At 41.2% G+C, this 21343-nt stretch carries 18 protein-coding genes and 4 pseudogenes; 7 read left to right on the top strand and 15 right to left on the bottom strand.

What is annotated here, in order from left to right; genetic code table 11:
* The first annotated feature begins 128 nt into the window (after positions 1-128).
* Complete coding sequence (locus tag AB5642_RS09030; protein WP_227200611.1) at positions 129-1313, top strand: DnaD domain protein; 1185 nt, start codon at positions 129-131, stop codon at positions 1311-1313.
* 17 nt (positions 1314-1330) lie between these two features.
* Here the strand turns inward: AB5642_RS09030 and AB5642_RS09025 are convergent.
* Positions 1331-1441, bottom strand: a pseudogene (locus tag AB5642_RS09025) (DUF6783 domain-containing protein); the annotation flags it as partial.
* Here AB5642_RS09025 and AB5642_RS09020 point away from each other — a divergent pair.
* From AB5642_RS09020 to AB5642_RS09010, 3 genes and pseudogenes are all read left to right on the top strand, one after another.
* A pseudogene (locus AB5642_RS09020) lies at positions 1391-1522 on the top strand (DUF6783 domain-containing protein). The pseudogenes AB5642_RS09025 and AB5642_RS09020 overlap by 51 nt on opposite strands.
* Positions 1523-1540: 18 nt before the next feature.
* The gene (locus tag AB5642_RS09015) at positions 1541-2527 is read left to right on the top strand and encodes an ATP-binding protein (protein WP_148462214.1); all 987 of its coding nucleotides are present in this window, start codon (positions 1541-1543) and stop codon (positions 2525-2527) included.
* A 3-nt stretch (positions 2528-2530) separates the two neighbouring features.
* Positions 2531-3706 carry a ribose-phosphate pyrophosphokinase gene (locus AB5642_RS09010; protein WP_148462213.1) on the top strand — a complete coding sequence of 392 codons (1176 nt, stop codon included), beginning with the start codon at positions 2531-2533 and terminating at the stop codon, positions 3704-3706.
* Positions 3707-3832: 126 nt separating this feature from the next.
* Here AB5642_RS09010 and AB5642_RS09005 read toward each other — a convergent pair whose 3' ends face one another.
* The 9 genes and pseudogenes from AB5642_RS09005 to AB5642_RS08965 all read right to left on the bottom strand — a co-directional run.
* Positions 3833-5341, bottom strand: coding sequence for an AAA family ATPase (locus AB5642_RS09005; protein WP_173719059.1), 1509 nt, complete (start codon positions 5339-5341; stop codon positions 3833-3835).
* Positions 5342-5415: 74 nt separating this feature from the next.
* Positions 5416-6474 carry a DNA repair exonuclease gene (locus AB5642_RS09000; protein WP_173719058.1) on the bottom strand — a complete coding sequence of 353 codons (1059 nt, stop codon included), beginning with the start codon at positions 6472-6474 and terminating at the stop codon, positions 5416-5418.
* Between the two features lie 14 nt (positions 6475-6488).
* The gene (asnS, locus tag AB5642_RS08995) at positions 6489-7880 is read right to left on the bottom strand and encodes an asparagine--tRNA ligase (protein ID WP_173719057.1); all 1392 of its coding nucleotides are present in this window, start codon (positions 7878-7880) and stop codon (positions 6489-6491) included.
* A gap of 204 nt (positions 7881-8084) precedes the next feature.
* A complete protein-coding gene (locus AB5642_RS08990; RefSeq protein ID WP_173719056.1) occupies positions 8085-9593 on the bottom strand; it encodes an InlB B-repeat-containing protein in 1509 nt (502 codons plus the stop codon).
* 145 nt (positions 9594-9738) lie between these two features.
* Positions 9739-11229 (bottom strand): UDP-glucose--hexose-1-phosphate uridylyltransferase, encoded by a 1491-nt coding sequence (gene galT / locus AB5642_RS08985; RefSeq protein ID WP_173719055.1) that lies wholly within the window; start codon positions 11227-11229, stop codon positions 9739-9741.
* A gap of 149 nt (positions 11230-11378) precedes the next feature.
* Entirely contained in the window at positions 11379-13829 is a 2451-nt protein-coding gene (locus AB5642_RS08980) for a hypothetical protein (RefSeq protein ID WP_173719054.1), read from the bottom strand.
* Between the two features lie 11 nt (positions 13830-13840).
* Positions 13841-15040, bottom strand: a complete 1200-nt coding sequence (locus tag AB5642_RS08975) for a methyltransferase (RefSeq protein ID WP_173715847.1) — start codon at positions 15038-15040, stop codon at positions 13841-13843.
* A gap of 87 nt (positions 15041-15127) precedes the next feature.
* Positions 15128-15502 (bottom strand): hypothetical protein, encoded by a 375-nt coding sequence (locus tag AB5642_RS08970; RefSeq protein WP_173719053.1) that lies wholly within the window; start codon positions 15500-15502, stop codon positions 15128-15130.
* A gap of 36 nt (positions 15503-15538) precedes the next feature.
* A pseudogene (locus tag AB5642_RS08965) lies at positions 15539-15685 on the bottom strand (DUF6783 domain-containing protein); the annotation flags it as partial.
* On the opposite strand from AB5642_RS08965, the pseudogene AB5642_RS08960 reads away from it, so the two are divergent.
* Positions 15623-15814 (top strand): annotated as a pseudogene (locus AB5642_RS08960) (DUF6783 domain-containing protein). The pseudogenes AB5642_RS08965 and AB5642_RS08960 sit on opposite strands and share 63 nt — an antisense overlap.
* On the opposite strand, the gene AB5642_RS08955 reads toward AB5642_RS08960, so the two are convergent.
* Positions 15742-16440, bottom strand: a complete 699-nt coding sequence (locus AB5642_RS08955) for a 5'-methylthioadenosine/adenosylhomocysteine nucleosidase (protein ID WP_118577995.1) — start codon at positions 16438-16440, stop codon at positions 15742-15744. The pseudogene AB5642_RS08960 and the gene AB5642_RS08955 overlap by 73 nt on opposite strands.
* Positions 16441-16644: 204 nt before the next feature.
* Here AB5642_RS08955 and AB5642_RS08950 point away from each other — a divergent pair, with 204 nt between their 5' ends.
* Positions 16645-16887, top strand: coding sequence for a TIGR03905 family TSCPD domain-containing protein (locus AB5642_RS08950; protein WP_118577996.1), 243 nt, complete (start codon positions 16645-16647; stop codon positions 16885-16887).
* Between the two features lie 50 nt (positions 16888-16937).
* Here AB5642_RS08950 and AB5642_RS08945 read toward each other — a convergent pair whose 3' ends face one another.
* Both AB5642_RS08945 and AB5642_RS08940 read right to left on the bottom strand, forming a co-directional pair.
* Positions 16938-18554 (bottom strand): MBL fold metallo-hydrolase RNA specificity domain-containing protein, encoded by a 1617-nt coding sequence (locus AB5642_RS08945; protein WP_118577997.1) that lies wholly within the window; start codon positions 18552-18554, stop codon positions 16938-16940.
* A 55-nt stretch (positions 18555-18609) separates the two neighbouring features.
* A complete protein-coding gene (locus tag AB5642_RS08940; protein WP_173719052.1) occupies positions 18610-19152 on the bottom strand; it encodes a hypothetical protein in 543 nt (180 codons plus the stop codon).
* A 120-nt stretch (positions 19153-19272) separates the two neighbouring features.
* On the opposite strand from AB5642_RS08940, the gene AB5642_RS08935 reads away from it, so the two are divergent.
* Positions 19273-20337, top strand: a complete 1065-nt coding sequence (locus tag AB5642_RS08935; RefSeq protein WP_173719051.1) for an undecaprenyldiphospho-muramoylpentapeptide beta-N-acetylglucosaminyltransferase — start codon at positions 19273-19275, stop codon at positions 20335-20337.
* Positions 20338-20385: 48 nt separating this feature from the next.
* Here AB5642_RS08935 and AB5642_RS08930 read toward each other — a convergent pair whose 3' ends face one another.
* Both AB5642_RS08930 and AB5642_RS08925 read right to left on the bottom strand, forming a co-directional pair.
* Positions 20386-20913, bottom strand: a complete 528-nt coding sequence (locus tag AB5642_RS08930; RefSeq protein WP_118578000.1) for an RNA polymerase sigma factor — start codon at positions 20911-20913, stop codon at positions 20386-20388.
* A 17-nt stretch (positions 20914-20930) separates the two neighbouring features.
* Complete coding sequence (locus AB5642_RS08925) at positions 20931-21338, bottom strand: HIT family protein (protein WP_118578001.1); 408 nt, start codon at positions 21336-21338, stop codon at positions 20931-20933.
* Positions 21339-21343 lie beyond the last annotated feature (5 nt).

The raw sequence follows: 21343 nt of genomic DNA, 5'->3' as shown, positions 1-21343 counted from the left end.
ATAGTAGTCCACACACATTTTGTAAAAATCCCGGCAAAAAATCTCCTATTCTCATTTAAAAAGGGGTGTGCTATAATGCAAACACAATGAACAGTGATGATTCATATTCCCAGATAAGGAGTGTTTCCATGATCAGGTTACATAGTACAGGGCTTAATGATGCCACCATTTTATCCAATATTTTTATCGACCGTTTTATGCCAAAGGCAAATGGAGAATTTGTAAAAGTCTATATTTATCTGCTCCGTATGCTTGGCCGCCCGGAGGAAGCTTTCGGGCTTTCCCAGATGGCAGATTCCCTGTTCTGTACAGAAGGAGATATCCTCCGTGCGCTGAAATACTGGGAGTCTGAGAAGCTGATTACCCTCTTATACGAGGAAGCTGAATTGACAGGAATTACCTTACAGGCACCGTGGAATGAAGCAGATATGCTGGCTACGGTGACTCCCGCAGGTATCTGTAACGCTGGTTCGCTCGGAGATGTGCCTGATGCTTATCACATTTCTGCCCCAGAACCCACAGCCGGCATTCCCAGTGTCCCCACTGATAAACCGTTGCAGACTGATCAGGTCTCCCGCCGCAGCACCGATCTGCCTGTCCCCCCTTCTTTCTCCAAACCACTTTCCGAAACGAAAGCGCTTACCCCGGATCGGGTGAAGGAGCTGAAACAGAATGAAGATATTATCCAGCTTCTTTACATTGCCGAGCAATACCTCGGCAAAACGCTCACCCCCACAGAGACACGCAAAATCCTGTTTTTCTACGACGAGCTGCACATGTCTGTAGATTTGATCGATTATCTGATCGAATACTGTGTAGGACGTGACCACCGCAGCATCCGTTATATCGAGACGGTTGCCATGGCATGGAAGGAGGAAGGAATTACCACAGTTGAAATGGCAAAGGATTCCACCTCCCGCTACAGCAAAGAATATTTTTCTGTTCTGAAAGCGATGGGAATTGCCAACCGCAATCCTTCAGACGCGGAAATTTCGCTGATCAATACCTGGACCAGGGACTATGGTTTTGCCATGGAATTGATTCAGGAAGCCTGCTCACGGACAATTCTGCAGACTGGACAGCCAAGTTTTCCATATGCAGACAAAATTCTGCAGCGCTGGAAGGATAAAAACATCCGAACTTTAGGGGATGTCCGTCTTCAGGATGCCCAGCACCAGAAGCGCAAGCTGGAAAAAGCAGTGTCGAAGGCAGACAAGCCGAAATCCGCAGCCCCAAACCGCTTTAACAATTTCCATCAGCGTGACTACGATTTTGCTGAATATGAGAAGAAACTGCTTAACAAACCAAATTAAATCCTGGAAACAGATTTTTATTTAAAACACATACTAGAGCATGTTTGAAAAAGGCTTTCTGCAAGATGTGCGTCACAATTTGTGGGAGATTTTGTCCGGATGAGGGCGCCGTAGCGGGCTACGGCAACTGAATTCGGGCAAAATATACCGCAAAGTGGGGCGTGCAGATTGCGGGAATGATTTTTCAAACAGGCTCTAACGTCTTATAACCTGGAAGGAGAATTTACATGCCCTTACAGAATTACCAATACGATACTATAATGCGGGAATACAACCGTCGCCAGGCCAGGAACCGCCGCATACAGGAAGAGCATCTTGCTGAAGCCTATGAGAAAATTCCCCGTCTGCGTGAAATCGACGAGGAAGTAGCTACTTTAAGTGCCAGGAAGGCCCGGGCCCTGATCAGCCGCCAGGAAGTCGGCATTGAAGATCTTCGCAATGATATTGCCCTGCTTTCCCAGGAACGCACTGCATTACTGCTTTCTTCCGGCTATCCTGCTGATTATTTGGAGATGAGCTACACCTGCCCTCTTTGCCAGGATACTGGCTATATCGGCAGCCAGAAATGCTCCTGTTTCAAGAAGGCAGAGATCGAACTTCTGTATACACAGTCAAATTTAAAAGAAATTCTTGAAAAAGAGAACTTTGACCACTTTTCTTTTGACTTTTATTCTGATACAATAACAAATGATTCAACGGGACTCACCGAACGTGAGACTGCACGTCGCGCGTATAAGATGGCGAAGGAATTTGTCGCTGACTTTGATAATTCTTTCCAGAACCTGTTTTTCTACGGCGACACAGGTGTGGGCAAGACCTTTCTTTCCCACTGCATCGCTCACGATCTTCTGGACAGTGCACACTGTGTACTTTATTTTTCTTCATTCGAGCTTTTTGATTTTCTTGCAGGCTCTGCTTTTTCCAGAGGCAGCGACGCTCCCGATGATGAACCGATTTTTGACTGTGACCTGCTGATTATTGATGACCTGGGTACAGAGCTTACCAACAGCTTTGTATCTTCACAGCTTTTCCTGTGCATCAATGAGCGGATCATGCGCAAGAAATCTACGATTATTTCCACAAACCTGAAGCTGGAAGATTTCTCAGCAACTTATTCTGAGAGAACCTTTTCCCGCATCGCCAGCAACTATCAGATGACCAAGCTTGTGGGAAAAGATATCCGCATTCAGAAAATTTTTTTAGGAGGAAAGTAAAGAATGGCACAAGAAGAATTGACTACACTTCCCGTTGGAAGACTGGGATTAGTTCCTTTGGAAAGCTGCAGGAGCCTTGGACAGAAAGTCGACGAATGGCTCGTTAAGTGGCGTAAGGAGCGTGAGCATTCAGAATCAGATTCTTTCGCCTTTGAAGGATACAAAAGAGATTCCTATACAATCAAAGTTCAGAACCCTCGTTTCGGTTCCGGAGAAGGTAAATGTGTGATCACCGAGTCCGTGCGAGGAGATGATGTTTATATTCTTGTAGATGTATGTAACTACAACATCTCATATCCAATTGGCAAATACACCAACCTGATGTCCCCAGATGATCATTATCAGGATCTGAAGCGTGTAATTGCAGCTATTGGAGGAAAGGCCCGCCGCGTGAATGTAATCATGCCATACCTTTATGAGGGTCGTCAGAGCAAGCGTATTGGAAGAGAGTCTCTTGACTGTGCTACTTCCCTTCATGAACTGATAAATATGGGAGTTGAAAATATTATCACTTTCGACGCACATGACCCACAGATTCAGAATGCCACCCCACTTCATGGATTTGAGACTGTTCAGCCTTCTTATCAGTTTATCAAGGCTCTTCTGAACCATGAACAGGGACTTCATATTGACAATGAGCATTTTATGATCATCAGCCCGGATGAGGGCAGCATGAGCCGTGCGATCTATCTTGCAAACATCCTGGGTGTTGATATGGGCATGTATTACAAACGCCTTGACTACTCCAAGAATATAGGAGGAAGACATCCGATTGCAGCCTATGAGTTCCTTGGTCCAAATGTAGCAGGCAAGGATATGATCCTGATTGATGACATGATCTCTTCTGGTGACACTATCCTGAAGATTGCTTCTCTTCTTAAGGACAGGGGTGCCGGCAGAATTTACCTTTGCTCCACGTTCGGTCTGTTTACAGACAACCTTAAGAAATTCGATGAAGCACATGCTGCTGGTGTATTTGACAAGCTTCTCACTACCAATATGGTATATCAGTCTGAGGAACTTCTTGCAAAACCATATTACATTTCCTGTGATATGAGCAAATACATTGCACTGATCATTGATACACTGAATCATGATATGTCTGTAAGCCATCTGCTGAATCCAGTTGACAGGATTAAACGCTGTGTAAACAAATATATGGCACAGTATGAGAAATAAATAAAATAATTTGAGGCTGACCCTTCCAGGTGTCAGCCTCTTGTTTTGTTATCATTTATTTGTAACTGTTCAGTACTTTCACAGTTACATGCTTCGCGATCACTTAACATTCACTGTAACAGTTTTCTAAAAAATGTCAGCCATATCCTTATTATTGGTAAAAAGCAGCACCTGTCTGGGCTGTTTTTTCAGCCACCTGAAAACTGCCATAAGCTTATCCTGATTCTTCCCATGGAAAATATCATCCAAAATAACTGGAAAAACAGTTTCATTCGTGAACAACTCAGCAGCAGCCATCTGAATAGAAAAATACAGCATTTCAAGGTTTTCCTTTTCCAGATTTTCTGCCAAAACAGTTCCCTCTTCCAGACACAGTTCCAAACTCTGTCCCTCATCTCCATAGAACTCTATATATTTTCCATCTGTAAGTTCCCTGAAAATTTGGGATGCTCGTATCCGAATCTTTCTGCCTTTCTCAAGATAAATACTGCGTGACAGCTCTTTAATGGTATCCATAGCCAGGTTCAAGGACTGTGTTTCCAGATCTTCAGAAGTAGGAAGTGACATTTCCAGCTCAAATTCCTGATATTCGCTCTGCAAATTCGTAAAAGCAGTCAGTTTCTCACCGTAAATTCCATCAATATCTTCTTTACTGGATTTCAGCTTTTCCTGCTGTGACTGCAAATACACTTTTTTCTTCTTTAGCTTTACAAACTCCATACGCAGCTTTCTTCGTGCAGTAAGTGTATAAACCATTGCCACAACAGCAGCAATGATGCACACATCCATTCCTATTTTAGACATCTCATCAGTTAACTGAAATTTTCCAACAATGCCAACAATTCCCACAATAACAGCCAGAATACCTGCTATCACCATTCCCAGATTCTTTTTCTCTATAGTCTGTAGCTGTTCTTCAATCACAGTGGCTTCTTCTTTCCCTGCTGCAGAATAAATTTTTGCCTGCGCCTGAACCACCTGCCCCTTCTGGTCCCGAAGTCCATCCAGGTCATTCTGCAGGCTTTCCAGTTTCTCGCCCAGTTTTTCCTGTTCTCTCTGAACTGCTTTCCTGCCACGTTCTTTCTGGGTGAGATATCCCTTGCGCCACATCTTTAGCATCTGCTCCGTTCTTCCAAGATCTACCAGACCATCTCCGCTTTTGCTGAGAACAGACAGTTTATTCTGTAGTTTCCTTGCCATTTCCCTGGAAGAACTACCGCTAAGTGATTCTACCATAACAGTATTGTCGAACAGATTCTCACTAAATCCCCCAAGGATCCTCTCGAGGGCTCCATTTTCTCCATTTAAAATTTCTCTGGTATCTTCACAGAACAACTCACAACTATGAATTCCTTCCCCTGTTTCCCGCGTCAGGCGGTAATCTTTTCCATTGTGCTGAAACCATATAATTCCACCATATTTTTCCTGAGAAGCTTCAGTACCTGCTTTTTCATAAATTCCGTTCTTCTCCTGCATTTTTTCAGGCATTCCAAAGAACATGTTCTTCACAAAAAGAAACACAATATTCTTTTCTGTTTCATTCATTCCATAGAGCACATTTACTCCGGATATCAATTCTATGTCTTTTTCCCGAAGCCCACCAAAATTATTTATTAATATGCGTTTAAAAATCATATAACCTTATTCCCTCGCACATACATCTCACTTTTACACTGCAATACATATTTTCTGTTACTATCTGCTCTATGTCAGCTGGAATGTCTTGTCTCCAGCAGTGCCTGCAAACCATAGTACAGGGCCTTATCTTCCACTGTATTTCTGTTTTTTTCCATAAAAAAGCAGATATAATCTCCTATCAAAGTTCCGGCATATTTTTTCTGCAGTTCTTCCAAATCATAAGCAGGTCTGGTCTCATCCAGTACTTCCGTAATATTTCCAAAGGATTTCAGTTTTTCCGGAATCAGAAAAAGCTCTGGTTTTCTTTTCCCCTGAAGAATTACACGATATATATTCAGTCCGCCTTTTTTATATATCTCATCCTTCAAAGCTTCTTCAATAGATAGCTGGGTGCTTTCTTCATTTACATTGAGAAGAAGCTGACTATAGGTTCGAATAGAAAACGGAACAAATCGGGTTTTCACTTTTCCATTTTCAATTCTTCCCTCAATATAGCCATGCGCTCCCAGATCATTACTTTCAATTGGCTCAGGAGCTCCGCTGTAAGCAGCCACATCTCTTATTACGCTCTGTGGAGTATGGAAATGCCCCAATGCAATATAATCAAAACCTGCTCCTACAAGTGCAGCTATATTTAACGGGCAATGGCTTTCATCACCTCCATGAGCCATAAGAATATGCACTCCATCATTTTTCACAGGGCGTACGCCATCATACAAGGGCTGTCTGATCTGTGAATGTTCATAGCTCATTCCATAAACATATACCCCGAATTGCGTATCTTTCACACAGGTTACCTTCTCTTCCGGAAAAAAAGTCACATTCGGTGCCCAGGTGAAAGTTCTGTAAAAAGAATTTTCTTTCAGATAATCCCTTTCTCCTGCCATTAAATATACCCTTGTTTCCGGTATTCTGGAAAATAAATCGTTTACTTCTTTCAATTCATATGGAAGTGGCTGACGATGGAACAAATCTCCGGCTATAAATAACAAATCCACCGGATTTTCGCGGATACCCGCAATAACCCGGCGGAATGTTTCCCAGATTTCATTCTCCCGCTTGTCACTCCATGGGCAGCCTCTGTCGGGCACTGCACCAAGATGTACATCTGCAAGATGAATAAATCTCATTCTTTTACCTCGTTTTATAAATCGCAGTTGTTAACTGTTCTCGGGAATGGAATTACGTCACGGATATTGCCCATTCCTGTGAGATACATTACACAGCGCTCAAATCCAAGACCAAATCCTGAATGACGTGTAGAACCATATTTACGCAAATCAAGATAGAAGTCATAGTCTTCTTCCTTCAGCCCAAGCTCTTCCATACGAGCTTTCAACTTACCATAGTCGTCCTCTCTCTGGCTTCCACCGATAATCTCACCAATTCCAGGAACCAGGCAGTCCATAGCTGCAACGGTCTTTCCATCCTCGTTCGCTTTCATATAGAATGCTTTAATTTCCTTTGGATAGTCTGTAACAAAAATAGGTTTCTTAAAAATCTGTTCTGTCAGATAACGCTCATGCTCTGTCTGCAGATCACATCCCCAGGATACTTTGTAATCAAACTTGTCATTATTTTTCTCGAGAAGCTCAATTGCTTCTGTATAAGTAACACGGCCAAACTCAGAGTTTGCCACATGGTTCAATCTGTCAAGAAGTCCTTTGTCCACAAAAGAATTGAAGAAGTTCATTTCCTCCGGAGCATTCTCAAGAACATATCCGATCACATATTTCAGCATCGCTTCTGCAAGATTCATGTTGTCTTCAAGATCAGCAAATGCACACTCAGGCTCGATCATCCAGAACTCAGCTGCATGACGTGTGGTGTTGGAGTTCTCAGCACGGAAAGTTGGTCCAAATGTATATACATTACGGAATGCCTGTGCAAATGTCTCACAGTTCAGCTGGCCACTTACAGTCAGATTTGTCTCCTTGCCAAAGAAATCCTGAGAGTAATCAATATTTCCCTTATCATCTGTAGGAATGTTATTCAGATCCATGGTTGTAACCTGGAACATCTCCCCTGCACCCTCGCAGTCACTTCCTGTGATCAGCGGAGTGTGTACATAAACAAATCCTCTCTCCTGAAAGAATTTGTGTATTGCATATGCACAGAGGGAACGTACACGGAAAACAGCCTGGAAGGTATTTGTTCTGGAACGAAGATGTATGATCGTTCTTAAATACTCAAGGCTGTGACGTTTCTTCTGAAGCGGATAATCTGGTGCGGATGTTCCCTCTACAGAAATCTCTGCAGCCTGGATCTCAAATGGCTGTTTCGCCTGTGGAGTCGCTACCAGAGTTCCCTTTACAATAATCGCTGCGCCTACATTCAGTTTGGAAATCTCAGCAAAATTGTCCATTGTATCATGGTAAACGATCTGAAGGGTCTCAAAATATGTTCCATCATGGAGAACAACAAATCCAAAGGTCTTGGAATCACGAACGCTTCGTACCCAGCCGCCTACAGTGATCTCCTGATCCAGGTATTTATCCCGTTCTCTGTAAATTTCTTTTACTGTTGTAAGTTTCATAATTAGTTCCTCTTTCTCCTCATTTTTCCAAACACTCATTTCTCTATAGTATAGACTATTCCTCTTATTCGCGCAAGGATATTTTTCCAGGGAATAAAAGAAGATCCTGTCCGTTAAGCTTCGACACTTTTGGACAAAGATCTTCTCTTCTGTAAGTACTTTCCTATTGCAAAGTTGCCTCATTCTCAGTATTTCTCTGAACGTTTAATGCAATATAAGATAATCCAGACAATACTTAAAAATTCGTTTGTAGGTCTTGGTGGTGTAATGAAGTCCATCATCGTCTGGCAGATCAACTCCAGTTCCACTAATATTGGTACCATATCCATTCTCCATCAGATAAGAATACGTGTCAATATATTCAAAAGTGCTGCCAAGAGCACTGCCCACAACAGAATTGAATTTGCGGATTACTTCTTCTTTTCGGATTGCATTTTTACCAAGATATTCGATTGTCTTACTGTTCACCGGATTCACCGACATAAAGAACAGCTTGCAGTTCTTTTTCTGTAAGCTCTCAGCAATCTCCTGATAATAAGAAATATAATCATACATATTTCCAGGATCGTTTACTCCCAGATTAAAAATAACCGCAGTCGGTTTCAACACAGAATAATTCTCTTCTGCAATAGAAAGAATAGAATTCAGCCCTTGAGACTTCAGCCATTCAAGGCCCTTTCCCTCTTCGTATACAAAATCAATATCACGCAGCAGATTCGACTCATAATACCCTGAATTTAAATTTTGCAGCGTTCTCTGCATACGATTGGTCCGGGAGTCTCCTACAAAAATAATGTGATTGTAACCCCGATTGCTTCCATTTCCAATTTTCCAGCTGCTTGCGGATTGCAGAAGCTCTGAAAGAGTCAGGTCTTCCTCAGCGGAACGGTTAAACACAACTGCATATAGCTTTATGTTGCTGTTTACTGTAATAGTATCACCGGCTTCATAACGCGGTGCTGTGCTTTTTCCTAACTGGATATCCCACCCCATAAAGGTGTATCCAGATGCATTTCTTACAGATGGCAATGTATAAGAACTTCCAGATGCTACATTCTCTGTCTTGTAAACAGTTCCATTATTCTTGCACAAAGCCACTGTAAATGTTGTATCTGACTCGTAAACAGCGTATAATTTTATATTTTTTTTGATTCGAATCTTCTGACCCTCTGTATAAGACGCTTGGGACGCATTCTTTTTGGCACTCCATCCAACTGCCTTATAGCCGCTTTTTTGTGGAAGCTCTGGCAAGGTAAGATATCCGTTTTTTGTAACAGCTTTGTTTAGTTTCTTAAATACTGTACTGGTGCTTCCGGTATTATCATAGAAATAAACTTTATATATACCAACTTTTTTACGCACCGCGTACAGATTTATATTCTTTTTCAGACGTATTTTTTTCCCCGCGGCATATACCGCTTTGGTATCGTTTTTCTGAGTGGACCAGCCAAGATTTTTGTATCCGGTAATTGCAGGAACTGCCGGAAGCTTAATTTTTTTCCCGGCACTTACCTTTATACGCAGCTTGGAATAGGATGTTTTTCCACTTTGATTCCAGAATCTGACAACTACGTTCTTAGTGGCCGCCTGTACAGACTGAACACCACTAATCCCAATTTTTCCATCATTTCTAAATGAAACTCCGAACAAAATCAACATTGTGGCCAACAGAACCCGGAAAATCCTATTTTTTCTTTTTGTTTTATTTTTCATAGGCACTCCTCTGCTTTTTAATGTCTCTCCTGCTTTCATCATCTGCACAGAAAATAAATAGTTCTTATTTCATCTTCTGTGCTGTCTTCAGTATAATCAAACGGACACATTCTTTCAACCCCAAAAGATTGTCTTTATGATTTGGTTACAAATTTTCAATAAAACGCATAAATGCAGCTCTGCCCTCTCCTGTACATTTGTAAACACCAGCATCTTCCAGCACGTGAACAAACACATTTCCAACTTCTTTATGAAGAACCTCTTCAATATTGTCTTTATCAAGATGATCGTACTTCGGAAGGAATTCTTTTACCCACTGCTCATGTTTTTCAATCTTCTCATTAGAAGCAACATCCTTGCCATCCAGAATATATTCTTCCAAAAGCTCCAGTTCTTCTTTTAGTCGCGCAGGGAGAACTGCCAAGCCCATAACCTCGATCAGACCGATATTCTCCTTCTTAATATGATGGTACTGTGCATGCGGATGATATACGCCAAGAGGATTTTCTTCTGTGGTAATATTGTTTCGTAGAGTCAGATCCAACTCATACATATCACCTTTTTTACGTGCGATCGGAGTGATCGTATTATGAGGTTCACCATCCGTTTCTGCAAAAATGAATGCAGCCTCATCTGTATAGCCTCTCCAAACCTCCAGCACATGAGTTGCCAGATCAATCAGGCGCTTCTCATCTTTATGACGGATACGAAGTACAGACAGCGGCCATTTTACAATACCAGCCTCCACATCCTCATAGCCCGGAATAGTTACATATTTCTCAATTTCAGCCTTTGCCATAGCAAACGTATAATGGCCGCCCTGGAAATGATCGTGACTGAGAATAGAACCTCCCACAATCGGTAAGTCTGCATTTGACCCCAGAAAATAATGTGGAAACAGCTTCACGAAATCAAACAGCTTGATAAATGTGTTTCTCTCGATTTTCATAGGTGTGTGCTGGAAATTAAATACAATACAATGCTCATTATAATAAACATAAGGAGAGTACTGCATTCCCCACGGACTGTCATTGATTGTGATCGGAATGATTCTGTGATTCTCTCTTGCAGGATGATTTGCGCGGCCTGCATATCCCTCATTTTCCGGACAAAGCAGACATTTGGGATAGCTGCTTGATTTGATAAGCTTTGCCGCAGCAATAGCTTTCGGATCTTTCTCTGGCTTAGAAAGGTTGATTGTAATATCAATTGCTCCATAAGGAGAATCCACAGTCCATTTCTGGTCTTTCTTTACACGATAACGACGAATATAATCACTGTCCTGGCTTAATTTATAGAAATAATCTGTTGCTTCTTCCGGAGATTTCTCATATTTTTCCCAGAAAGACTTCTGTACCTGAGCCGGGCGGGGCATAAGACAGTTCATTAATCTTGTATCAAACAGATCTCTGTAAACCACACTGTCCTGAATCAGACCACGTTCTACAGCTTCGTCTAACAGTTCTTTCAGAACTTCTTCCAGATTAATATCAGAATATTCCTCTGCCGGTTCTGTGTATTCATCTTCTTTAAAAACATCAAGAAGAAGATTTGTTGTATAGTTTTTCTCACAGGCAGGAGTCAGCCCTGTCTCAATTCCATACTGTACCAGTTTTTTAATACTTTCGCTTAGCATTTTTCTGTCCTTTCCTGTTGCTTTATTTTTAACAGTCTGTCCTCCACCACAGACAGACTGTTAACCACCACTTTGCTGCATCTTTCACATCTAGCATTTTTTGCATACATGTTCAATATCGGACTGTACCGGCTTTCCCAACAGCCACTTTAAAGCTTCAGTTTCTCAACATAACTTATAAAAATATTGCCGGCCTTTTCAAACAGCTCCGTACTGTCATTCATACCGTAAGGATAAGTTTCCCCTTTCTGCGGATCGTACAGATATGTGTTATATTCATCATATCCTATGATCACAACACTGGTATTATCCCCGGTCTTGGCAATTACCGGACGCTGGGCGCTGACCTCATATAAGACACTGTCTAATGTACAACCAGACAAATCAATGATAGTACCCTCATCCCCAAGAGCCTCCTGCAGTGCTGTAACATCCAGGGATGCACTCTTCATTGCTTCCGGCACATCCTCCAGATTAAGAGTCAGCTTTGTCTTCTTATTTCCACGCTCCCATACATACTGCTGAGCACGATTCAGCACAACACCAGTCTGATCATCTGCTCTTTGAAGCGCAAGTGCAGGATCTGTGAATGTACTGTCCAATCCTCCTTTTGCATAAACATAGTAAATATCTTCCTCAGGAATCTGCGTATCCAGAATAATACGGTCATCACCTATATTTTTCATTTTTGCATAAACGACTAACGGTTCCTGAATTTCAGGCGTTTCAGTGAGAGCCAGTCGTATCTGAGTTCCGGTTCTGGAATTTGTCACAAGTTCCACGGATACAGTATTGGTCGAGGCTTTGGAATTATTCAGAATATTATCCTTGCTTACTGCTTTGTATCCTTTTTTTGTCTTCTTGGACAACTGAAATTCCATCATAGTGTTTCCCATGGTAATATCAGTTACATACAATCCATCCTGATGATATTCTTTTTTCAAAGTTCCATCAAATCCTTCAATACGGACCGTATGAATCCCCGTAGTCTCATGACCATTATCGTCTGCGATCACATCTCCATCAACTACGATTCCATAAACAAGATCTTCATTCATAAATCCATTCAGCACTAAAGACTGTCCTGAAGATGGTGCAAGACTCCTGGTTTCTAATGTTTCAAAATCTATTTCTTTTATATTTCCGGCGCTTTCACCTTCCTGAATGATCCATGCAGCATGTGCACCTGTATCCGAAACAGCAAAGTCATCTTTTTTAATTCCTTCCTCAAGAACCTCACTGGTACCATCTGAAATGTTTATCTTATAAAGCTTATTTGCAAATAAAAGGTAAAGAGCATTTTCTGTACTGACATAGGATAATGTTCCAAGATCTTCTTTCAGGAATTCGTAGGATTCTGTAGACGGAATAAATACTTTTTCTTCCACCACATTCTGATCATTGCTGTAATGATATACACAAACGCCACAGTATCCTTCCCGAACGCCTCTGTTCATATATCCATAAAGAACAAAGTCCACATCTCCGTTATCTTCCACACGGATGATCTTTATATTATGCTGGTATCTGGAATCCCTGAAATCTCCATCCGTTTCTTTGCGGAAACTGAAAATTCTGGAAAATTTTCCATCATCAGGAGAATAAGACCATAAATCTCCTTCCTGAACAAACGCAAGCACTCCTGCTTTTTCATTCATCATGTATTCTACATTTTTGTCTCTGACACCAAGCAAAAGCCCCTTGTCGGAAATGCTGATGGAGCTTTCCTCAAACACCTGTGATGCGCTTCGTTTAAAATCCAGAAGCATGATTCTGGTTTCAGTATAACGCATCCGGTAAAATTCTGTCACATCATAGATTTCCTGGTTTCCATCTTCATCCAGTGCCGCAATCTGATATTCAACAGAAAGACTGGCTGTGGTTTCATTAATATCCTTCACTACAGGAATTCCCTTTCTGTAAATCTGAGGGTTCAGATTGCCCCAGCTGATCTGGGCAAATGTAGAATTGATATTAATGTCTGTATAGTTGGTAGATGTACTGGATGTGTCTGATTCCAGGTAAGCAGTCAGATCCTCGGCGGACGCTTTATCCAGACATTTTTCATAAAAGCTCGCAACAAACTTCACGTACTGAGCAGCATTCACATTGGATCTGGAAACTACTCTTGTATAGTAATAAGCTGTTCCCTTATTTGTCTCAAGAGATAATTGCAAAGAATACTCCTGGTTCATCAGAAGATCACTGCTCAGCTTAATCGTTGTTGTCAGATAGCTGTCCTGTTTATCCAAACTTTTAATCTTACGATTTTCCAGTACCTTACTGCCATCAGAGGTACGTATCTCATAGGAAAGGCTTTTCACCTTTGTATCATAGGCATTTATAACAAAGGACAGTTCCTTGGATGTATCAATAGGCGTCACACTGTCCCTGGTAAAATCAGACTGCATAGGCTGTGCATAACCATACATCCTGTTTGCATAATTTCCATCAAAATCAACCATTACCTCCGGAAAAACCGGATCATTCATATCAGAGCGGTCATCCGTAGTCTCACTATTCAGCAGGAACGAACTTCCTGCCACGCCGAGAACAAAAACAAACAGGAGAATCACTGCTCTGCGTAAAAATTTAATCATTCTTTCTCCTCTTAACTCTCTGATTGTACCTCCCCTTCACGGTACAGAAGTCTTTCCAGTGTAGGATTTATATGCAGTTCCTTCATAAGCTGCACTGTACTCTTCATATCTTTTGGTTTGCCTGTCTTTACAGCACGGATCAGCAAATTCTTGGGTGTATGCTCCATATCAATAAATTCCAGAATCTGAGTTTCGTACCCCATACTTTCCAGCAGATTGGCTCGAATTCCATCTGTCATCAAAGCAGCCATTCTCTCCTTAAGAATGCCATATTTCAGTACAGGCTCCAACACTTCATTTTTTATCTGTCTATTTACCTCATGCTGACAGCAGGGTACAGACAAAATAACTTTCGCTCCCCATTCCACAGCCTTCGCAAGAGCATAATCTGTAGCTGTGTCACAGGCATGCAAGGTTACTACCATATCAACAGAAGAAACACCTTCATAATCAGCAATATCTCCCTGATAAAAATGCAGTTTTTCATATCCATACTTTACTGCAAGATGATTACATTTTTCTATTACATCTGTTTTCAGATCCAGACCAATAATATTTACATCATAACCTTTCAGTTCTCTCAGATAGTAATACATGGCAAATGTAAGATAGGACTTTCCGCATCCAAAATCAAGAATGGTCACTTCCCGCTGTTGATCCAGTCTTGGAAGAATGTCCTGAATAAATTCCAGAAATCGATTGATCTGTCGGAACTTATCGTATTTTTGGGTAATAATCCTGCCTTCCTTATTCATAACACCAAGATCAACAAGAAAGGGGACTGGAATATTTTCCTTAAGTATGTACTGCTTTACACGATTGTGGGCCAATATCTGCGTGCCCTTGCTGAAGGTCTTGTCCTTTCCGAAAGCCAGACCTTTTCCATTTTCGGGATGACGTCTGGTCTTTATGGTCATCTTTCCTTTTTTGCTTACCAGAATAGTTCCATCCAGCGCCATCCCACTTGCCTGAAGCTGAGAAAAATCATGCTGCAGCCCCGCTTTTAAATATGAAATCAGTTCCTCTCTGGAATAATTTTTATGGAGCACCTTCGTCCCTACAGTTTCAGAAGCCTGATAAACCACCTTCCCCCGGATTTCTACCGGGCGTATTTTTACTTTGGATGGTCCGTCCCCTCTGCTGCCGCTTAGGATAGCTTGACACAGCTGTTCATTTATCTGTTCCTCTAAATATTCATCTATTGTTTTCATTTTTATTATAATTATTTTCTTTTATATTCTGTAATCGTTACTGTTCACTCCGCTCACAGCAACCTCTAATTGTCATTTTGATGCGTCTTATCTGTAAAAATCTCCCCTGCATCTTCTTCGTCGGCATCTTCTTCGTGATATTTCATGAAAAAGAAGCACTTCTACCAGATCACCAAGAAGTCCATCAGACATTGCTTCCATATCAGCCTCTGATTTTACTTCATCCACGATCTTCCTTCCAAGGTGATACAACATAAACCTGTCAGGATATTCATCGTAAAGCCGGCTGCCTTCATAATCCTGAAGATCACATTCTTCTTCCACTTTTTCCTGTATCTTTCTGGCAGTGTCCGGATAGTAGGATTTCATCAGAAAAAATTCCTCTTCTTGTTCCTTTTCTCCCCGGTAGAGCAAGGGATTTGCATAGCTTGTGTAAAATGGATAAAAATCTTTATATATCATATCAGCAATTTCGATTCCTTTTCCATTTCACTCTCATTATATGCAAGCTTCCGTTTTTCGGTCAATTGCACCATTTTTCAAATACGCGCCAAAGCGTGTTTGAAAAAGGCTTTCTGCAAGATGTACGTCACAATTTGTGGAAGATTTTGCCCGGATGATGGCGCCGTAGCGGGCTACGGCAACTGAATTCGGGAAAAATATACCGCAAAGTGGGGCGTGCAGATTGCGGGAATGATTTTTCAAATACGCGCCAGCATATTTAAAGTAAGCCTCACACTATGGTCAACAGCTGCTTTCTCAAATTCGCTGTAATCCATCTGCGCACTTCCATCAGCCTTATCAGAAATAGCACGGACAACCAGAAACGGAATTTCATTTAAGTATGCTGCCTGTCCAATGGCTGCACCTTCCATTTCAGTCGCATATGCTGAAAACTCTGATACAATTCGATTCTTAACATCCTGATCGCAGACAAACTGGTCTCCAGAAGCAATTCTTCCTTCAAATACCTGAATATCCGGATTTACTTCCTTACATACTTCTGCAGCAAGTCTGCGGAGATTATCATCTGCATTAAAGAAAAATACAGGCATTTGCGGAATCTGTCCCTTGCGGTATCCAAATCCGGTAGCATCCATATCATGCTGTACAACATCTGTGGAAAGAACAATATCACCGATATTAATATTTTTATTTAAGCTTCCTGCAATTCCTGTATTAATGATCGCATCTACTGAAAATACATCTGCCAGAATCTGAGCACAGATACCAGCATTTACCTTGCCAATTCCGGAACGCACTACAACAACCTTTTTCCCAGCAAGTATTCCCTCATAAAAATCCATGGAAGCTTTTTTTATAATTCGTACATCTTCCATTTTTTCTTTTAAAATCGCAACTTCAACTTCCATTGCGCCAATAATACCAATTGTTTTCATTTAGCATTCTCCTCTGTTTTTGAAAGTTAACTGCTTCTTCATCTGACATTATACCAAAACTTCTTGCTATATCCAACTTAAATTTGGCATGGAAACTTATAATATCTTCTGCTATAATGAGAGAAGGTGCAAAGCTATTGCTGTTCATAACCTGACCAGCGTTCCTGAGCTCCTGATTTTACATAACGATTGGAGGAAAAAACAATGGAATATAAAACAAAAGGTGTTTGTTCTATGGCAATTCAATATGATATTGATGATGAACAGAAAGTTCACAATGTGAAATTTATTGGTGGATGTTCTGGAAATACACAGGGAGTTGCCAAACTTGTAGAAGGTATGCCGGCGAAAGAAGTAATTGCACGCCTGGAGGGAATCCAGTGTGGACGCAGACCTACTTCATGCCCAGACCAGCTTGCCACTGCTTTAAAAGAAGCGATTTCATAATTACTTCCCCGGGATTTTTGTCCCGGGGATTTCTTTTCAGACTGTAACACTTACCCATCAGTTCTGTCCCATTTATCACATAAAGATTGGACATCCCTTGAAAACTTCTCCAGATCTTTGTTTGCACAGCCCTCGTTTTTGCGTATGACGGAAAGCAGTCTGTATCCAAGCGCAAGCAACTTTTCGTATACCTTTGCAGCCTTAGATGCTTTTTGTAACGCAGCAGGCTTCTGTATCTTAACGCCCTCTGCCTCGTACAGAAATTCGCCTTCAGCCAGATCAAATTCTGTTCCACTGAATGGCGCATATGCATCATAGTTCATCTCATCACGCAGTCTTGCAGCAAACAGTTCTGTCACAGTATCCTCGCCATGAGTAACAAACACTTTCTGAGGCTTTACTTCAAATGCTTTTATCCAGTCAACCAGACCATTTACATCTGCATGGCCACTGATTCCCGGCATACGGCAGATTTTTGCTGCAACGTGCACCGGTTCACCAAAGAGTTTTATTTCCTGAGTTCCTTCCAAAAGGGCGCGTCCCGGAGTTCCAACAGCCTGATAGCCCACAAAAAGAATGGTGCTGTCCTCCCGCCACAGATTATGTTTCAGGTGATGTTTAATTCTTCCTGCATCACACATTCCACTGGCAGAAATAATCACCTTACAGTCATCATCGAAATTGATTGCTTTTGAGTCTTCACTTGTTACGGATATCTTCAAACCAGGAAAGCTAAGAGGATTGATTCCTTTTCGAATAAGTTCCAGAGCCTCGTCATCAAAACAATCATATTTATGAATACCGAAAATATTTGTTGCTTCATTTGCAAGAGGGCTATCTACAAACACTTTAAAATTATCATGCCCGTGAATAAGGCCTTCTGCTTTTATCTGTCTGATAAAATACAGCATCTCCTGCGTTCTTCCCACTGCAAAAGAGGGAATTACCACATTACCGCCCCGGTCAAAGGTCTCCTGAATGACATCTGCCAGAAGGCGCACATAATCTGGTCTCTCTCCGTGGCTCCGGTCTCCGTATGTAGATTCCATTACCACGTAGTCTGCTTTTCTAAAATAGGCAGGGTCTTTTATAAGCGGCTGATTTTTGTTTCCTATATCTCCCGAAAATACAATTGTTTTTTCAACTCCAGCTTCACAGATATTCACCTCAATACTGCTTGATCCAAGAAGGTGACCTGCATCAATAAACTTTACTCTCAGCCCCTCGCCAAGAATTATTCCAGTCTCATATGGACAGCCTACAAAATTACGAATAACCCCTAATGCATCCTCCATGGTATAAGCTGGAACAAATTCAGGCTTCCCCTGACGTTTTGCCTTGCGGTTACGCCATTCTGCCTCAAACATCTGGATATGGGCACTGTCACGGAGCATAATATCGCAAAGATTACAGGTTGCCTCTGTGGCATATACAGGTCCTTTAAAGCCTTTTGCGTAAATAGCAGGAAGATTTCCGGAATGATCCATGTGTGCATGTGTTAAAAGCACAAAATCTAATTCTCCCGGAGGCACAGGAATATCTTTATTTTCATAATAATCAGGTCCCTGTTCCATTCCACAGTCTACAAGAAACTTTTTTCCTGCTGCTTCCAGATAATAGCAGCTCCCGGTAACTTCATGTGTTGCTCCAATAAAAGTGATCTTCATACAGATTCCCCCTTTTACCCGAACTCTTACTTATATTACATATATTTTTCTGTTTTTATGGCATAACATCTTCACTATTTATAATATGCTGAACAGAGCTGACAAATTTCGCTGAATCAGCCTGGCTTGCCATACTTCCGGCAAGAATACCGATTGCAGCAAGAACTGCAATCCCTGCTGCCTTTCCATATTTGTACCAGGGTTTATTTTCTTCTTTTTCAAACTGACGTAGCTTATCAGAAAATCCTGCAATAAAATCAATTTCCTCAGCTGAACTTTCTGTTGATTGAGCATCTTTTAAATTTTCCTCTTTGGACGCCTCGTTCCGGAATCCTGGAAACTTCACTATTTCAGCAGTCTTTGTATCATTATTCATAGCTTTTGCAGAATTGGCCTCATTTATTTTATCTTCATCCAGTTTGCCTTCTGCTTTCATTTTCTTTAAAAACTGCTGATACGCCTCATCCAGTTCCTCATCCGAAATCTCAAAATCATTTGCAGCATTTCCAAGAAGACTTTCTTCTATCATTTTTGCTTCTTTGATCATTTCAGCTTCTAACAGACTGTCGGTTTTCTCTCCTATCTTTTTTTTGTTCATTTTTTTCTCCCAGATTTTTTTCTTTTCTTGACAATTCCCTTTTAGGGGTTCATATTTATTAAATAGGTCGCTATTCACAAAGTGAACTGTAACTATTAAACACTTATTCAGGAGGATCCTATGAAGCATATTATCCTTACCGGCGGTGGTACTGCCGGACATGTTACCCCGAATATTGCTCTGATTCCCGCTTTACAGGAAAAAAGTTATAAAATTTCTTACATCGGCTCCTACAATGGTATTGAAAAACAGCTTATTGAGGAGCTTGGTATTCCTTACTATGGAATTGCTTCCGGTAAATTAAGACGATATTTTGATTTGAAAAACTTTTCAGATCCATTTCGCGTTATAAAAGGCTATTTTCAGGCTAAAAGTCTTATGAAAAAATTAAAGCCTGATGTAGTATTTTCCAAAGGTGGCTTCGTAACAGTACCAGTGGTAATTGCCGCAGGCAAACGCCACATTCCGGCAATCATTCATGAATCTGATATGACTCCGGGACTTGCTAATAAGCTTTGCCTTTCTTCCGCCACAAAAGTCTGCTGTAACTTTCCAGAAACTGTAAATAATCTTCCAAAAGATAAGGCAGTTCTTACAGGTACTCCTATTCGTCAGGAGCTTCTCCATGGTAATAAAGAACACGCTCGCGCATATTGTGGTTTTACTTCAGATAAACCAGTTCTTTTGGTAATTGGCGGCAGTCTGGGTGCTGCTTCTGTAAACGAAAATGTACGAAAAATTCTTCCTGAACTGCTGAAAGAATTCCAGGTTATTCATATTTGCGGCAAGGGAAAAACGGATGAAAGTATCCAGCTGACAGGTTATGTCCAATATGAATATGTTCAGGAACAGCTTCCTGACATGTTTGCATTGGCAGATGTAGTAATCTCCCGTGCAGGAGCTAATGCTATCTGTGAACTTGCCGCACTTTCAAAGCCAAATCTCTTAATTCCATTGTCCGCAAAGGCAAGCCGCGGTGATCAGATTCTCAATGCCCGCTCCTTCGAGCGCCAGGGTTACAGTATGGTACTGGAGGAGGAAGAGATTACAGAAGCGTCTCTCTTAGAGGCAATCCGCAAACTCTATCAGGAACGTAATAAATATATTGCGGCTATGTCTGCAGGCAAAAACTTAAATTCTATTCAGCATATTGTGAATCTCATTGAAGAATGTATTCATTCCTGATTTTACACTGCATACCTCTGTTATTTAACAGAGGTATGCTTTTTAATTTTACTCTTTTTCCAGTCTTAAAATTTCTGCTAAAAGCCATTTTCTGGCTCTAAGTACTCTGTTATTTACATTATTTCTTGTATAGCCAAATTCGCGCGCTACTTCTTCAGTAGATACACCTTCCATTACAACTCGCATAAAAATCATATAGTTAATTAAATTTTTCCGTCGCAGGCCTTCAAATGCCATTGATAAATATTTCTGTTTTTCCAGCCCCAGTAATGCCGCTTCTGCGCTTTCTGTAGTACGATACTGCAATTCAGCCACATCATTGTCAAACATTACTTCCCGCTTTACATATGATTTTCTCAGGTAGTCCCTTCCTTTATTGGTTGTTTTCCATACCACCAATGCGTGAAGCTTTTCTTCGCTGGAAGCATCCAGTCTCTCTTTTATTTCGTAAAAGTATGAAAATACCTCCTGTGTAACATCCTCGGCTGTAAAACGGCTTTGTACAATTCCATTTGCGATTTTAACAGAGACTTTATAATACCGTCTGTAAAATGTGTTAAATTCTTCGCTATTCATCTTGTGTACCCCGTTTTCTAGCAGCTTTTCAATTTCTCCAGGATTTCATTTTTCACCTCGTCTGTTAAAGTTCCAGGTTTCCAGGTAATTCCCACCTGATCTCCTTCATATCTCGGAATCAGATGCATATGAAAATGAAAAACAGTCTGTCCTGCCGGTTCGCCATTATTTTGTACAATGTTAAAACCATCGCACTTTAACGCCTCGGTCATTTTTGTGGCCATTTTCTTTGCCAGAATCATTGCTTTCGCAGCCATATCATCTGATATCTCATAGATATTAGCCGCATGCGCTTTCGGCAAGATCAAGGCATGTCCTTTACTTGCAGGACCCAGATCCAGAATTACTCTGAAGTCTTCATCTTCATACAATGTTGCTGATGGAATCTCTCCGTTTGCAATTTTGCAAAAAATACAATCACTCATAGTCT

It is taken from the genome of Ruminococcus sp. 1001136sp1_2201st1_G3_2201SCRN_220225, from assembly GCF_040924365.1.
In the GTDB taxonomy this organism is placed as follows: domain Bacteria; phylum Bacillota; class Clostridia; order Lachnospirales; family Lachnospiraceae; genus Blautia_A; species Blautia_A faecis.
Note: the sequence above shows the minus strand (reverse complement) of the source record. Positions and strands in the feature narration are given on the sequence as shown.

Bases quoted from the DNA above. Each gene is read 5' to 3' on its own strand.
- AB5642_RS08980 (WP_173719054.1), bottom strand. From the start codon at position 13,829: ATGATTAAATTTTTACGCAGAGCAGTGATTCTCCTGTTTGTTTTTGTT.
- AB5642_RS08950 (WP_118577996.1), top strand. From the start codon at position 16,645: ATGGAATATAAAACAAAAGGTGTTTGTTCTATGGCAATTCAATATGAT.
- AB5642_RS09000 (WP_173719058.1), bottom strand. From the start codon at position 6,474: ATGAGATTTATTCATCTTGCAGATGTACATCTTGGTGCAGTGCCCGAC.
- AB5642_RS09005 (WP_173719059.1), bottom strand. From the start codon at position 5,341: ATGATTTTTAAACGCATATTAATAAATAATTTTGGTGGGCTTCGGGAA.
- AB5642_RS08930 (WP_118578000.1), bottom strand. From the start codon at position 20,913: ATGAATAGCGAAGAATTTAACACATTTTACAGACGGTATTATAAAGTC.
- AB5642_RS09030 (WP_227200611.1), top strand. From the start codon at position 129: ATGATCAGGTTACATAGTACAGGGCTTAATGATGCCACCATTTTATCC.
- AB5642_RS09015 (WP_148462214.1), top strand. From the start codon at position 1,541: ATGCCCTTACAGAATTACCAATACGATACTATAATGCGGGAATACAAC.
- galT (WP_173719055.1), bottom strand. From the start codon at position 11,229: ATGCTAAGCGAAAGTATTAAAAAACTGGTACAGTATGGAATTGAGACA.
- AB5642_RS08955 (WP_118577995.1), bottom strand. From the start codon at position 16,440: ATGAAAACAATTGGTATTATTGGCGCAATGGAAGTTGAAGTTGCGATT.
- AB5642_RS08975 (WP_173715847.1), bottom strand. From the start codon at position 15,040: ATGAAAACAATAGATGAATATTTAGAGGAACAGATAAATGAACAGCTG.
- AB5642_RS08970 (WP_173719053.1), bottom strand. From the start codon at position 15,502: ATGATATATAAAGATTTTTATCCATTTTACACAAGCTATGCAAATCCC.
- AB5642_RS08945 (WP_118577997.1), bottom strand. From the start codon at position 18,554: ATGAAGATCACTTTTATTGGAGCAACACATGAAGTTACCGGGAGCTGC.
- AB5642_RS08935 (WP_173719051.1), top strand. From the start codon at position 19,273: ATGAAGCATATTATCCTTACCGGCGGTGGTACTGCCGGACATGTTACC.
- AB5642_RS08925 (WP_118578001.1), bottom strand. From the start codon at position 21,338: ATGAGTGATTGTATTTTTTGCAAAATTGCAAACGGAGAGATTCCATCA.
- AB5642_RS08940 (WP_173719052.1), bottom strand. From the start codon at position 19,152: ATGAACAAAAAAAAGATAGGAGAGAAAACCGACAGTCTGTTAGAAGCT.
- asnS (WP_173719057.1), bottom strand. From the start codon at position 7,880: ATGAAACTTACAACAGTAAAAGAAATTTACAGAGAACGGGATAAATAC.
- AB5642_RS08990 (WP_173719056.1), bottom strand. From the start codon at position 9,593: ATGAAAAATAAAACAAAAAGAAAAAATAGGATTTTCCGGGTTCTGTTG.
- AB5642_RS09010 (WP_148462213.1), top strand. From the start codon at position 2,531: ATGGCACAAGAAGAATTGACTACACTTCCCGTTGGAAGACTGGGATTA.